We start from the raw sequence: 13,395 nt of genomic DNA, 5'->3' as shown, positions 1-13,395 counted from the left end.
CCGGCGATCAGGCGGCCGGGGATCGTGGCTTCCGGGCCGAGCGATCTACAGGATTCGCGGCGGAGCGTGGCCCACCTGTCGCAGGATCAGAGGGGGCGCAACTGCGCCACGTCCGGGAGGCAACGTGTTGGGGCTCGCCACCACCCGCAGCAGCCTCAATGTCGCCCAGACCGTTGCAGCGATTCACGCCGAGCTGGACCGTCGAGGCATCTCGGTCGCCGTAGTGGTCGACCACTCCGCTGCAGCCCGAAAGGCAGGCTTGGAGCTGCCGGCGACACAGGTCATCATCTTCGGCGACCCACGAGCCGGTACTCCACTCATGCAGACGACTCCCGAGATCGCGTTGGATCTGCCGCTGCGAGTCATGGTCCGCGATGATGGCCGTCCTGGGGCTCTCGTCGCCTGGCCCGATCCCACCTACCTCGCGCAACGCTATTCCCTGCCGGAAGAGAGCCTCGCCCCCTTCAAGGCGCCGGTGGACATTGTCGCCGCCGCACTGGAGAACCGCTGAGGCGCCGAGCCAGCCACCGGCCGTCGTGCGCCTCAGCTGGCCTCAACCACCCCCGCTCCTGTCGCGGCAGCCGTGGCGTTCCCGCCTGAGCCGACGCCGGCCCTCGACGACATCGAGGCGCTCGGGTGATTCGGCCGAGCCGGTTGGGGCCCTTCGACGGGTGCGATCTCTGGCGGCCGACAGCAGGTTCTCGTCGCCGGAGACGGGGCCACCTGGACGCGATCGTCCGCGCCGCTGTGGACGGTGTGCCGGGCGCGATCACGGCGCGGCTGCCGCGGTTGGCCGACGAGTCGCGGTGGCCGTTGTTCACGCCCGGTCGGGGATCTTGGGATCGGGGAGCATGCTGTCGTTCCAGCTCGACGTGGACAACGACAACTTGGGCGCCCTCAACCTTCAATCGCCGGTCGCAGGAGTCTTCACGGCCCAAAACGTCGCCGCACCTGCCGGTCACGACGGTGACGCTCGCCGGTCACCGGTGTCATCGTGATGCGGACGGGTAGGAGGCGAGCAGCAGAGCCCTCATCGCCGGCGCGGCCGGCGCGTCCGCCCTCAACGCCGTCACCTACCTGAACATGGCGGTGCGTGCCAGGCCCGCCAGCAGCGCCGGCGAGGACAGCGTCGCCCGCCTGGCCGACCTGACCCGCGTCGACCTCGGTGACCAGCAGACGAGCGCGAACCGCAAGTCGGGGGTCGGGCCCCTGCTCGGCTACGCCACTTCGGTGGCCGCCGCCGCGGTCTTCAGCGCGGCGGGAGGCCGTCGCCTGCCCACCGCCGTGTCGGCGCTGGCGCTGACCGGACTGGCGATGATCGCCTCCAACGCCCCGATGACCGTGCTCAAGGTTACCGACCCGCGCTCCTGGTCGGCCGCCGATTGGCTTACCGACCTCGTCCCCCACCTGGCCTACGGTACGGTCACCGCCATCGCGTTGAAGGCGCTGCGATGACGGCGACGCCCTGGCGAGGCGATGCGGGTCACGGAGTCCCCTCGCACGGCAACCGGCACGGCCCGTTGCGGCGAGCGTGGCCGATCTTCGAGTGCCGGTTGGTCCTGTGGTTCAGCGAGGCCATCCGCGGGGATGTAGCGCCGTATGAGGGTCGTATCGGTTGTGGTGGCCGCGACAACAGCTGTGGTGACCTTGGCTGGGTGCGGCTCGGTGACCAACCGCGCCGACGCGGCGGCTGGCGTCGCCGTGGGCATGCTGAGGGCCGTTACCGATCGGAACGGGGCCGGGGCCTGCGCCGTCCTGGCGCCCGACACCGCCGCCAGGCTCGAGCAGTCCGCCGGAAGGCCCTGCGCCCAGGCGATCCTGGACGAGGAGCTGCCGGAACCGGGTGCGGTCTCCGCCAGCCGCGTCTACGGCCAGTGGGCACAGGTACGGCTCAGCGTCGACACCGTCTTCCTCGGCGTCTTCCCCGGCGGCTGGCGCGTCGTTGCCGCCGGCTGCACCGCGCGCGGCGAGAAGCCCTACGACTGCGTGCTCCAGGGTGGCTGAGCCATGCGACTCCAGTTCGTGCTGCTGCTGCTCGTGGTCGCCGCCGGCCTCGTCTACTTCTCCGCGCTGGGGGTGCTGCACCGGTGAAGCAGTTCCTACGCGAGAACTCCCTGGGGCTGGCTTTCGGCCTGCTGTTCCTCGCCGTGCTGGTCGGGGAGGCGTTCGCCGGGCACGCACAGTACAACCAGCAGCAGCTCACCGAGGGCCTGCCAGCGGTGTCCCTCGGCCGGTACATCAGTTCGGCGAGCTTTGCCGTCGACGTCACCGAGAACTGGCAGTCGGAGTATCTGCAGTTCTTCCTCTACATCTTCCTGACAGTCTGGCTCTTGCAGAAAGGCTCACCGGAGTCCAAGGAACTCCACAAGGCTGGCCGGGAATCCGCCGAGGACCAGATGGTCGGCTCCCACGCCACCGACACCTCGCCAGCGTGGGCGCGGGCCGGTGGCCTGCGACAGGCGTTGTACTCTCACTCGCTGGGCCTGGTCATGGGCGCGATCTTCCTGCTGTCGTGGCTGGCCCAGTACGTCGCCGGCGTCGCCTCGTACAACGAACAGCAGCTCAGCAATCTCCATGATCCGGTTCCCTGGAGCCGGTATCTGACTGAGCCGGACTTCTGGAACCGCACACTGCAGAACTGGCAGTCGGAACTGCTGGCCGTGACGTCGATGGTGGTCCTGTCGATCTATTTGCGACAGCGCGGGTCATCGCAGTCCAAGCCGGTAGGTGCGGCGCACGCCGCCACCGGCGTAGAGGGCTGAGCCGATCGGGAGATGCCGGGTGGCTGATGGTGCGAAGCCAATCGGTAACACCGTGGGCGGGGCCCGCGCCGGCGGTGGCGCCGGGCGTCGACACGGTCAGCTGATGGTGGCGAGCAGGTCGCGGCAGGCCCGCTCGCAGGCGCGGCAGGCATCGGCGCAGATCCGGCAATGCTCATGCTTGCCGGCGTGTGCCTCGCACTCGTCTCCGCACGACTTGCACACCGTGGCGCAGGCCTCCAGCAGGCTGCGGGTGATGTTCGCGTCGTAGCCGGTGTGCCGGGACAGCACTCGAGCTGTGGTCGTGCAGATGTCGGCGCAGTCGAGGTTTGTCCGTACGCACTTGGTCAGTTCGCCGACCATGTCCTCACTGAGACAGGCGTCCGCGCATGCGGTGCAGGCCTGGGCGCAGTCGTTGAGGGTGTCGATCGCTGCCGCCAACTTCGCGCGGTCAAGGTTGATCGACTTTGGGTATGTCTCCAGCATCGGCATGGTGCTCGGCATCAGGATCCTCTCCTTCTCCAGGCGTCCTGCCGCCCTACCCGCTCATGTCCGACGCACACCTCGAGGCGGCCACGGCATGGCTGGGAAGCCCGGCGGGCACGACCCTCGATCGTCCTGGCCCACCCGGGCGGCCCTGTGCGGCCGGCCTGGCTGGTCGCGGTACTCGGCGGGCCGATCGTCCACTGTCGGCCGGATCGTGTTGGGACGGGTGGCCTTCGACCGGCTCGCCCGGCGCAGACTCGTCGGCATCGGCTTCCGGGCCGCCGCGGCACTGCCGCTGCGGGCAAGCCAAAGCTACGGTCGCACCATCTGGGCGAACGCGCGTACCGGTTCCGACCATGCCTGCGGGTCCCTCCAGGGGAATGTGTGAGCGCCCGGGAATTCCCGGTAGCGGCCGTCAGGGACGATGGTGGTCAGTCGTCGCCCCCACTGCCGGGTGCTCAGTCGGTCTTCTTTGCCGCGTAGGACCAGCAGCGGCACGGTCAGTCGCGCCAGGGGTTGCTCCATGGCATGGCGCAGGTGAGCTCGTACCAGGTGGACGAGCCGGCGCGGGCCGGCCCGTTTCCACTCCGGTCGGTGCGTCTCGGTCAGGCCCGGTGGTTCGTGCCGGCCGTCGAGCTGCCAGCGCACGAGCAGGCGCAGCGGGCCGCGGGCGACGGGATCGATGGTGGGACTGGCCAACACCAGCCCGGCGACGCCGCAGTCGCGTACGGCGGCCTCGGCTGCTACCTGGGTACCGCTGGAATGCCCGGCTAGGACTACTGGTCCGAGGTCTCGCTTGGTCAGCCAGTCGGCTACGGCGTGGCCGAACTCGGGTACCGAAAGTTCGTGCGGCGGTTCGCCGCTGCCGCCGAATCCGGGCAGTTCCACCAGATGCGCGCGGGTCCACTGGCCGAACGCGGCCAGGCCCGGTAGCAGGTAGTCGGCCACGGCCATGCCCTGTACGAGCACGACCTCGGAAATGTCAGGTCGCGGTGCACCGACTGCGCGGCTTCGCATCCGCCCCAGGATCCCGTCGTGGTATGACGTGGTCACGTCGCGCGGGAACTGGGGCATGGCCTGCTGGTACCCGTGTGGGCGGGCATGAATCGGCCGGAGGTGCCCATGAAGTTGCCCCGAGAAATCGCCGGTTTCGACTCCGCGTCGGCAATGGTGGTGGCGTTGGCCCGGTTCCTCGGCGGGCAGGACACGCCACCGCTGGGCAATCCGGCGCTGCGGGTGTTGCGGCCGGCCGCCACGGTTGCCGCCAGGCTGCCGCTGCGCACCCGTGAGTGGATCTACAGTGTGTTCAGCGGCGCCGAGGGGCGTCCCGAGTCGAAGGTCGCCGGAATCGACATTGAGACCGTGGCGGATTCGGTTGCCGGGCTTTATCCACGCCGCCGCTACCCCGCGGTGGTGATCGGATCCTCCGGTGGTGCACTGATTCACCTTTGCGCCGCACTGGGGGTGCCCTGGCTGCCGCAGACGCTGCTGCTGCCGGTACGCCAGCGCCGGGTGTCGCCCGACGATCCGGTGCGGGCCGCGCACGCCTTCGACTCCACCGCCCGCGCACTGCTCGACGGCAACCCCGATCTCGTGCTGCATCACATGCATGACCCGAGCCAGGACCGGCTGACGCTGCGCCGAATGGCGTACTTTCGGGTTAAACGCACCCGGCTGGGTCGGGCGTACGAAAAGTTCCTCGCCGACGTCCTCGAACCCGGCGGCGTCATCTTGACAGCCGAATGCGGCCAGCGGTGGCCCACGACCCGCATCGGAGCACGGCATGTGTTCCAGTTCGGTGCCGTCGGCGGCATGTCACCGCAGGAGTACCGCGAAGGAGGGCCACGCGTCAGGGAATACCTCCACCGCTATGGCGCCCCGGTGAGCAGTTGGCAGGCGCCGAGAGCCGACGCGGACAGCCCCGAAGCGGAGTGGGGCTTCGAGCCGGCGCTACGCGACGACATCGCCGCCTTCGCGCACCGCCACGGCTACCGACTGAGCAGACTGGTGTTCGACGGGCCCGAGGACCTCAGCCCGTTGATCGCCGACCTGTACCGCTGGCGTTACCGGCAACGCGGCCTACCGGGCGACCGGCTGCTGATCGATTCGTTCATGTTGCTCGACCCGTGGTGGACGCAACGCACCGCCGCCGTGCCCTACTGGACGGCGTTCCCTGTCCAGCCGTCCCTCGACGCCGTACATCGCTATCTGGACAGCGGCGACGAATACGACTACCTGCACCTCGGGCTGTTCTGCCACGGCGTCGACTCGGTGGGCACCGCAAGCGCCGACCAATGGCGTGAGCTGCTACGACGAGCCCGCGTCGCCGGCGTCTTCGCAGGTGTTTCACCGGACCGGTATCCCAACGACCCGGAAGTGTTCTTCAACTACCAGCGCGCGGTACGCGCAATACCGCACCGCCACCCCATACCGAAGCCCCTGCCCCTGGCCGCCTTCGAAACGTTCGTGCACGATGCGCGAGGCCGAGACTCGCGGATACGATTTCATGCCACCTGAGTACGGTGTCTGGGGGCGCCGGACCCGGCGCGACGTGTGGCTGGTTCCGCGAGACGCGCTGAACAGTGATGGCCCGGGCCGAAGCCGCTGGTGCCGTACCTGCCCCAGTACGCTCGGCGACTTCTCGATCTTCTGAATGAGTTGGAACTCCCGGCGTACTGCACGGCGGAGAACGTCGAGCGGCTGCTTGTCCGCTCGGAAGCGGCGGCGGCCGGGGGTCGTACCGCGTCGCCGGAGGTGCCCCCGCGGGTATGGACCCGGGTCGTGGTGCAGCCGGACGATCTCCATCCGAACGGCGAGCCGACCGACCAGGCGCTGGAGCGCTACTGCGTACTGGCTCTTGCGGAGTGGCTCCAGGCCGAGGGGTGCGGGTAGATCGGCCAGCCAGCGGACGGGTGGCCATAGCGGGCAGGGACGGCGCCGCGGTCGAGCCGGTGGTGATGGGTCCACGCGCCAGCCGGTTACCCCGAGTCACCGCGGGCGACAACATTGAGGTGAGCTGCGCCGTACACCAGAGCACACTTCGCCGGTTTTCCACCCGCCACCTGCTGCGGCCGGTCCCCACGGCCTTGGGACGGATGAGCGGCGACGCGCATGATTCGGCCACTGCGCTGCACGGCGGCGCTCCGGATGGAATGAAGGGCGAGGGCGACCAGGTGCTGCGTGGCGCAGCTCGCTTCTCATCCTGGCTGGTCAGCGCCCGAGGACGTCCACCAGTTGCTGCCCCAGGCCGGAGCAGGCCTCCATGTCCAGGCGGTACGTCACGTAGCGGCCGCGGCGCGCCGAGATCAGCAGCCCGGCCGCTTTCAGCACCGCGAGGTGCCTGGACACCTCCGGCGCCGTCACCCGCCACAAGTCGGCCAGCTCGCCGGTCGTGTGCGGACCTCGGGCGAGCGTGCGGCAGAAACGTAGCCGCAGCGGGTGCGCAAGGGCGGTCAGCCGTGCATCCAGCTCGTCCACCCGCAACACCGGGCGCGGGTTCCAGTCCGGTGCCGGGTACTGCAGCACGGGTAGCCAGCCGGGCGCGTACACGACGGTCATATGCGGTGCGCCGTACGCGCTCGGGATGAGCGTCATCCCGCCGCCGCGACCGTCTGCGGTCTGGTCCTGCAGCTTGTCGATCGTCAGAATGCCGCGCTCGGTGTCGACGCCGATTGCGTGCGAGATCCGGCCGAGGGCACCGATGCCCTCGCGGGCCAGGTCGAAGCGTCGACGGTCGGCTTCCTCGGCGAGCGCTGGGCGAACCCGTTTCCAGACCCTGTCGAAGAAGGCGGACTCGCAGGCGAGCAGAAAGCGTCGTACCCGCTCGCGCTCGGCGGCCGGATCGGCGAGCACGCGCTCGGCCCACGCCGCCTGCCGCGGGCCTCGCGCGCGGGCGGCGGCCAGCGCCCGCTGCCGCACGATCGGGTCACGCAGCGGCGACCACATTCGCGGCGCCGGTGAGACGGCCCGATGGGCGGCGAGCGCCGCGGCGACCCAGCGCTCGTCGTCCAGGCGGTCGACGTCGTCCAGTTCCTCGCGCAGGCTCGGCCGTGGATCGGACGGGAACAGAAAGTCGGCCCGGCCGGAGTGCCAGAGCAGACCGAATTCCTCGAGGTCTGGGGCCAGCTCTGCGGGAAGGGCAGCCGCCATCATCGCCACCGCCGCGGCGGTGTCCGGATGATGCTGCGGCTCCGCGAGCACGTGCAGCACCGCGCCGAGCTCCGCGAGCGGTGACGGCGTTATCCGGATCCGATCGGCTGGTACGCCGGCGATGTCGACCGAGGTGACCACGGTACCGATCATGGCAGGGGTCCGCGCCCGGGCAGACCGATTGACGTCGTTTGTCAATCGACGAGGCATGGATTGACGACGCTGCCCAACCTCGGCCCCTTCGCAGCGGTAGGGCCGGACGATCGGAGCCGTGACGACCACCCGTACGACGCTTCGTGAGCTGGTCCGCATCCCGGGCGGCGGCCGCTACGCGCTCAGCGCCACAGTCGAGGCAGCGACCTCCGGGATGCTGCGCCCGTTCATCGTGATCTACGCCGTACTGATCGGGCTCAGCGCGCCGCAGGCCGGCATGACGCTGACCGTCGGCATGCTGGCCGGCCTCGGCGCCGTTCCGCTCGTCGGATGGTGGATCGACCGCGGGGCGCGACGGGCCCCCTCCGTCGCTGCGCTACTGGTGCGGGCGGTGGGGTCGCTGCTGCTTGCCCTGGTGCCCGGCATCGCCGGATTCGCGATCGGTGCGCTGCTCATCGGCGTCGGCACGCAGATCGCTCCACCCACCAATTCCGCACTGGTCGCCGCGCTGGCCGGCCCGGCCCAGCGTGCGGCGGCGCTGGCCGCGGGCCGCTCACTGCGCAACGCCGGCCTGGGCGCCGGCGCCCTGCTCGGCACGGTTCTGGTCGCGGCCGGGCCGGAGGTGCTCCGCTGGCTCGCGCTGGCGACGGCGCTCGGGTGCGCGTTCGGCGCAGCGGTGATCGCCCGGGTGCCGCTGCCCCATCAAGATGTTCCGCCGCCCACCGCGCCTGCGGCGACGAAGGAAACGCGCGGTGCCGGCCTACGCGCCGTTACCGTCCTGGCCCTGGCCGGCATTCCGTACGCGTTTTACGCCGACATCCTCGAAATCGCCCTGCCGCTGCTGCTGGTGCAGGGCCTGCACGCCTCCCTGGCGTGGCCCTCGGGCATCTTCGTCGCCAACACCGTCATGGTGATCGCGCTGCAGCTGGTCGTGGCAGTGCGCCTCGCGAAGTGGCCGCACCGCACCGTGCTGTTCTGGTCCGGCCTGTTGCTCGCCGCCTCCTACCTCGCCTTCTGGCTCGGCGGGGCGACCGGCGGCGGCCCCGGCACGGTGCTCGTCGCGCTGGTCATCGTGCCTTACACGCTGGGTGAAATTCTCTACACCGGCAGCAGCGTGCCGCTGGTGATCGAGTCGGCACCGCCGCACCTGATGGGGCGCGCGCTCGCCCGCTGGCAACTCAGCTACGGCCTGGCCCGGGCCGTCGATCCCATCATCATCACCGGTCTGCTCAGCCTGGGTGCGGCGGCGCTGTGGCTGCCGCTGGCCGCCGCGACCCTGCTGGGCGCAGTGACGGTGCGCCTGGGTATTCGCCCGCATCGTCTGCATCGTTCGCGTGAGCAGTCCATGAGTCATGCCGTGGCAGATGGCGGGCCCTCAGGAAGCCGCCCCCGTCGAGGTCGACATGTCGATCACCGCGTCCACTGACCGTTCCCAGTCGGTGCAGCTCGTTCGGGTCGTGCCAACCTGACCGTCGCCCAGCAGCAGGCGTGGCTCGGCCCAGCCCTCGCCGGCGCCCCAGTCACCATCTGGGTCGACACTGAGCACTCCGCGGGAAGCTGGTGGGGCGACATCGGCATGCTCTACTGGCTCATCCGACCGGACGACCTGCTGCCCGGCAGGATGGGCCAATCCTCGTGAGGAGGAGCAGCGTGTTCGCTGTCCGGCTGGCCTCGATCCACGAGTGGGGCCGTGATCAGCTGGAGGCATTGCGGAAATATGATCAGGTCATGCCTTTGACGGTGGATGAGGTCGACCGGTTCGAGCTGTCGAGGCCGCGTCTGGAGGCCATCGCCTACCGTCTTCTCGGCTCCGCGGACGAGGCGCAGGACGTCGTGCAGGAGACGTTCTTGCGCTGGCAGGCCGCCGACGTAGACCGCGTCGAGGTCCCCGAGGCTTGGCTGACGAAGGTACTCACCAACCTGTGCCTCAATCAGCTCACCTCCGCGCGGGCACGCCGCGAGACCTACGTGGGTCGATGGCTCCCCGAGCCGCTGCTCGCGGGGGACCCGATGCTCGGCCCGGCCGACACCGCTGAGCAGCGCGAGTCGGTCTCGTACGCGGTCCTCACCCTCATGGAGCGCCTGTCCCCCAACGAGCGGGCCGTGTACGTGCTGCGGGAGGCCTTCGACTACCCGCACCGGGAGATCGCCGAGATCCTCGACATCACCGAGGCGGCCAGCCAGCAGATCTTTCACCGCGCCAAGAAGCATGTCGCGGCCGGCAAGGCCCGCACCGAAATCGACCAGGCCGCCGCCCGGCGGATCGTCGAGGAGTTCCTCGCGGCCGCCACCAGTGGGCAGACCGATGAGCTCGTACGCCTGCTCACCAAGGACGCCATCTCCATCGGCGACGGCGGAGGGAAGGTTCCGGCACGCACCAGGGCGTTCGAGGGAGCCGTCGCGGTCGCGAAATTCCTGTGGGGCCTGTTCAAGCCCGCAGAGGCCAAGCGCGCCATCGTCGGCGGCGCGCCCAAGATTTACGCCTGGGCCGCCAATGGTGAACCCGCCGTTGTGGCGGTCGTGGAAGGCCGGGTCGTCGCCATCATGTGCCTGGAGGTCACCACCGAGGGCATCGCTGCCTGCCGTACCCAGGCGAACCCCGACAAGCTCGAACGCGCGACCGAGCTGTGGGCGGCGGCCCACCATGGGGAGCACCTGCTCATGCTGTGACGTGTGTCACCGTCGTCTGCTGTCAGGAACGGGCGGGCCATCCGGTTCAAGTGGCAGATCCGAACCGGACAGCAAGGGAGCCGACGATGAGAGTGCTGGTGGCGGGAGCGACCGGAGCGATGGGCAAGGAACTGGTGCCGCGTCTGGTCGATGCGGGACACGAGGTGTTCGCCATGATCCGCAGCGAATCCAACAAGGCCAGGGCATCAGAGCTGGGCGCGGTACCGGTCATCGCCGATGCGCTGGATCGCGCCCAGGTCGATGCTGCCGTGCGCCAGGCAGCCCCGGAGGTGATCGTTAATCAGCTGACCGCCATCGGGCACATCGACACCCGCCACTTCGACCGCAGCTTCGCCGCCACCGACCGGCTGCGGATCGAGGGCACCGACAACCTGCTCGCGGCCGCACGCGCCACAGGAGTACGACGGTTCGTCGCCCAGAGCAACGGCGCGTTCACCTACACGCGGACCGGCGGGCCGGTCAAGAACGAACAGGACCCCCTCGACCGCGCACCGGTCAGCCAGATGGCCCCGATGATCGCCGCGATCGAACACTTGGAGAAGGCCGTGCTGGGCGCCGCCTGGACCGAAGGGCTCGTACTGCGCTATGGCGCGTTCTACGGACCCGGTACCTCCATGGCGCCAGGCTCCGAGCAGCTCGAGATGATCCGCAAGCGCAAGTTCCCGGTCGTCGGCGACGCCGGCGGGGTGTGGTCGTTCGTTCACATCGCCGACGCTGCCGAGGCCACCGTCGCAGCGGTGGAGAACGGCGGCCGCGGTATCTACAACATCGTCGATGACGACCCCGCCCCGGTCGCCGAGTGGCTGCCGGAACTGGCGGCGATGCTGGGCGCCAAGAAACCGATGCGCGTACCGCGGTTCATCGGACGGCTGGCCGCCGGACAGGCCGGCGTCGTGCTCATGACCGAGCTGCGCGGTGCATCCAACGCGAAGGCCAAGCGCGAACTGGGCTGGCACCCGACCCACCCCACCTGGCGCCAGGGCTTCCAGGTGGCGCCGTGACTAACTGAGCGCCGATCCTCCCGTCTCAGTAGGTATCAGGAGGGTCGGACGCCTGCCGAAGGGCAACCATCCGGCAAGGATGGCTGCCCTTCGGCCGTGCGCGAGGTATCGCTGCCCCTCCGCAAGCGCCTGGGCCGCAACCATCGGCAGCTCCTCGCCAGCCAGGTCACCGGCTAGAACCCGCACCCCGACGTCTCGCATGTCGATCACATGCCCGAGTGTCGAGGCCCCGTCGATCCTCTGTCCACCGGGTTGCGCTCGGCCCCTCGCTTGCAAGCCGGGTGAAGCAGAACGCCACACCGACTCTGAACAGCAGAAACAGGAAACTTCAGGTCGTAGTGGGTGCAGCTGAATGCCGCCCAGTGCCATTGGGCGTCGTTCAACGCTGTTCAGCGCACCCGGCTGCTCCCCACCTGCTCCCCCATCTCCGGCCGCCAAACCGGCGGCAGCCGGTCCCGTCGCACGGACCGGCGCGAGCCTTTGACACACAAACGCGGCCGTTGCCTCAACGACGAGTCTTCACATCTTGGCAGCGGCGCGCGCCTCCGCTACCGTCCATGGGAACGCTCCCATGAACTTAGACACATCTATGTGATCAGGAGGAAACACGTCGTGGCTATCCTCTCCCGCCGGCGCCGCAGATCGGCGGCCATCAGTGTGGCGGCAGTCGCGGGCATCGCCGCCGCCGGCGTCTGCCTCGCGGTCGGCGGCGCGTCCGCCGGCACGGTGTCCGGATCGCTCTACCGCGACCCCAGTTCGGCCGTTGTCCGCTGGGTCGCCGCCAACCCCGGCGACTCTCGTGCCGCCGTCATCCGGGACAAGATCGCGAGTCAGCCGCAGGCCCGCTGGTTCGCCAACTTCAACCCGTCGACCGTCCAGTCCGAGGTCTCCGGGTTCGTCGGCGCCGCCAACGCGGCGCAGCAGATCCCGGTGCTGTCGGTGTACGAGATCACCAACCGGGACTGCGGCGGGGCCAGCGCAGGTGGGGCGCCGGACCTCAACCAGTACCAGACCTGGGTGTCCAACTTCGCCAGAGGACTGGGCAACCAGACCGTCATCATCATCCTGGAAACCGACTCACTCGCCCTGCAGACGTGCCTGAGCGGCGGCGAGATCAGCGCGCGCAACCAAGCGCTCACGACGGCCACCCAGACCATCAAGTCGGCCAACCCCAACGCCAAGGTGTACCTCGACGGCGGCCACTCCACCTGGAACAGCGCGGGCGAGCAGGCCAACCGGCTCCGGGCGGCCGGCGTGCAGTACGCCGACGGCTTCTTCACCAACGTCTCGAACTTCAACTCCACCTCCAGCGAGGCGAACTTCGGCCGGGCGGTCATCTCCGCCCTCGCCGGCTTGGGCATCCCGGGCAAGCACCAGGTCATCGACACCAGCCGCAACGGGGGTGCCAGCGGAGACTGGTGCGCCGACGACAACACCGACCGGCGCATCGGGATGTACCCGACGACCAACACCGGCGACGGCAACATCGACGCGTACCTCTGGGTGAAGCCGCCGGGGGAGGCGGACGGCTGCCGCTACACGGCCGGTTCGTTCCAGCCCGATCTGGCCTACAGCCTGGCCAACGGTGCGCCCAACCCGCCCACCACCGCGCCGCCGACGACCACCGCTCCCCCGACCACGACACCGCCGACGACCGCGCCGCCTACCACGGCTCCCCCCACCACCACGCCGCCGACCGGTACTGGCTGCTCCGCGTCGGTGGCGGTCAACCAGTGGTCCGGCGGCTTCACCGCGAGCGTGACGGTCACCGCCGGCTCTGCGGACATCAACGGCTGGACCGTGACCATCACGCTGCCCGGCGGCGCCGCGGTCACCGGCGCTTGGAACGCCCAGGCCAGCGGTACCAGCGGAACCGTCCGGTTCACCAGCGTGAGCTACAACGGACACGTCGGCGCCCGGCAGTCGACCAACTTCGGCTTCCAGGGCACCGGCACCGGCCCGGGCCCGACGGCCACCTGCGCGGCCGGCTGACCCCACCCGATACCGCGGCCCGGCGCGGAGGATCACCCTCCGCGCCGGGCCCGTCCCCGTTCTGCGGTACGGGCCGGACCGGCCCGTACCGGAGTGACGGGTGAGCGAACGTCACCGCATGCGCGGAGACGGCCTCGCCGTGCACCGGTGGCGGATGTCTTCGA

General features: G+C 69.7%; 13 protein-coding genes. 10 read left to right on the top strand and 3 right to left on the bottom strand.

The annotated features are described in order from the left end of the window. Nucleotides 1–124: 124 nt before the first annotated feature. The 4 genes from ACW0Q9_RS12655 (at nt 125) to ACW0Q9_RS12640 (ending at nt 2,762) form a co-directional block, all read left to right on the top strand. On the top strand, nt 125–511 hold the full coding sequence (locus ACW0Q9_RS12655) for a DUF302 domain-containing protein (protein ID WP_456180836.1): 387 nt from the start codon (nt 125–127) through the stop codon (nt 509–511). 572 nt (nt 512–1,083) lie between these two features. Then, nucleotides 1,084–1,455, top strand: a complete 372-nt coding sequence (locus tag ACW0Q9_RS12650) for a hypothetical protein (RefSeq protein WP_456180834.1) — start codon at nt 1,084–1,086, stop codon at nt 1,453–1,455. Between the two features lie 210 nt (nt 1,456–1,665). Continuing rightward, nucleotides 1,666–2,004 carry a hypothetical protein gene (locus ACW0Q9_RS12645; RefSeq protein WP_456180832.1) on the top strand — a complete coding sequence of 113 codons (339 nt, stop codon included), beginning with the start codon at nt 1,666–1,668 and terminating at the stop codon, nt 2,002–2,004. 83 nt (nt 2,005–2,087) lie between these two features. Further along, complete coding sequence (locus ACW0Q9_RS12640; RefSeq protein WP_456180830.1) at nt 2,088–2,762, top strand: DUF6766 family protein; 675 nt, start codon at nt 2,088–2,090, stop codon at nt 2,760–2,762. Nucleotides 2,763–2,858: 96 nt separating this feature from the next. Here the strand turns inward: ACW0Q9_RS12640 and ACW0Q9_RS12635 are convergent, their stop codons facing one another. Both ACW0Q9_RS12635 and ACW0Q9_RS12630 read right to left on the bottom strand, forming a co-directional pair. Continuing rightward, on the bottom strand, nt 2,859–3,263 hold the full coding sequence (locus ACW0Q9_RS12635; RefSeq protein ID WP_456180828.1) for a four-helix bundle copper-binding protein: 405 nt from the start codon (nt 3,261–3,263) through the stop codon (nt 2,859–2,861). 294 nt (nt 3,264–3,557) lie between these two features. Continuing rightward, complete coding sequence (locus ACW0Q9_RS12630; protein ID WP_456180826.1) at nt 3,558–4,319, bottom strand: alpha/beta fold hydrolase; 762 nt, start codon at nt 4,317–4,319, stop codon at nt 3,558–3,560. A gap of 48 nt (nt 4,320–4,367) precedes the next feature. On the opposite strand from ACW0Q9_RS12630, the gene ACW0Q9_RS12625 reads away from it, so the two are divergent. After that, nucleotides 4,368–5,762, top strand: a complete 1,395-nt coding sequence (locus ACW0Q9_RS12625; protein ID WP_456180824.1) for a hypothetical protein — start codon at nt 4,368–4,370, stop codon at nt 5,760–5,762. 141 nt (nt 5,763–5,903) lie between these two features. Next, nucleotides 5,904–6,137 carry a hypothetical protein gene (locus ACW0Q9_RS12620; protein WP_456180822.1) on the top strand — a complete coding sequence of 78 codons (234 nt, stop codon included), beginning with the start codon at nt 5,904–5,906 and terminating at the stop codon, nt 6,135–6,137. Between the two features lie 318 nt (nt 6,138–6,455). On the opposite strand, the gene ACW0Q9_RS12615 is transcribed toward ACW0Q9_RS12620, so the two are convergent. Then, nucleotides 6,456–7,547, bottom strand: coding sequence for a DUF5937 family protein (locus ACW0Q9_RS12615; protein ID WP_456180820.1), 1,092 nt, complete (start codon nt 7,545–7,547; stop codon nt 6,456–6,458). A gap of 118 nt (nt 7,548–7,665) precedes the next feature. Here ACW0Q9_RS12615 and ACW0Q9_RS12610 point away from each other — a divergent pair, with 118 nt between their 5' ends. From ACW0Q9_RS12610 to ACW0Q9_RS12595, 4 genes are all read left to right on the top strand, one after another. Beyond that, nucleotides 7,666–8,973, top strand: a complete 1,308-nt coding sequence (locus tag ACW0Q9_RS12610; RefSeq protein ID WP_456180818.1) for an MFS transporter — start codon at nt 7,666–7,668, stop codon at nt 8,971–8,973. Nucleotides 8,974–9,197: 224 nt separating this feature from the next. Next, the gene (gene sigJ, locus ACW0Q9_RS12605) at nt 9,198–10,217 is read left to right on the top strand and encodes an RNA polymerase sigma factor SigJ (RefSeq protein ID WP_456180816.1); all 1,020 of its coding nucleotides are present in this window, start codon (nt 9,198–9,200) and stop codon (nt 10,215–10,217) included. Between the two features lie 86 nt (nt 10,218–10,303). Next, nucleotides 10,304–11,239 (top strand): NAD-dependent epimerase/dehydratase family protein, encoded by a 936-nt coding sequence (locus tag ACW0Q9_RS12600; protein WP_456180814.1) that lies wholly within the window; start codon nt 10,304–10,306, stop codon nt 11,237–11,239. A 612-nt stretch (nt 11,240–11,851) separates the two neighbouring features. Continuing rightward, complete coding sequence (locus ACW0Q9_RS12595) at nt 11,852–13,231, top strand: glycoside hydrolase family 6 protein (RefSeq protein ID WP_456180865.1); 1,380 nt, start codon at nt 11,852–11,854, stop codon at nt 13,229–13,231. The last annotated feature ends 164 nt before the right edge of the window (nt 13,232–13,395 follow it).

Source organism: Micromonospora sp. I033 (assembly GCF_053890995.1).
The sequence above is the reverse complement of the archived record's forward strand: the minus strand, read 5'-3'. Positions and strand labels throughout refer to the sequence as shown.

Coding starts and splice junctions, on each gene's coding strand:
- ACW0Q9_RS12635 (WP_456180828.1), bottom strand. CDS start 3,263: ATGCCGAGCACCATGCCGATGCTGGAGACATACCCAAAGTCGATCAAC.
- ACW0Q9_RS12615 (WP_456180820.1), bottom strand. CDS start 7,547: ATGATCGGTACCGTGGTCACCTCGGTCGACATCGCCGGCGTACCAGCC.
- ACW0Q9_RS12625 (WP_456180824.1), top strand. CDS start 4,368: ATGAAGTTGCCCCGAGAAATCGCCGGTTTCGACTCCGCGTCGGCAATG.
- ACW0Q9_RS12630 (WP_456180826.1), bottom strand. CDS start 4,319: ATGCCCCAGTTCCCGCGCGACGTGACCACGTCATACCACGACGGGATC.
- ACW0Q9_RS12650 (WP_456180834.1), top strand. CDS start 1,084: ATGGCGGTGCGTGCCAGGCCCGCCAGCAGCGCCGGCGAGGACAGCGTC.
- ACW0Q9_RS12600 (WP_456180814.1), top strand. CDS start 10,304: ATGAGAGTGCTGGTGGCGGGAGCGACCGGAGCGATGGGCAAGGAACTG.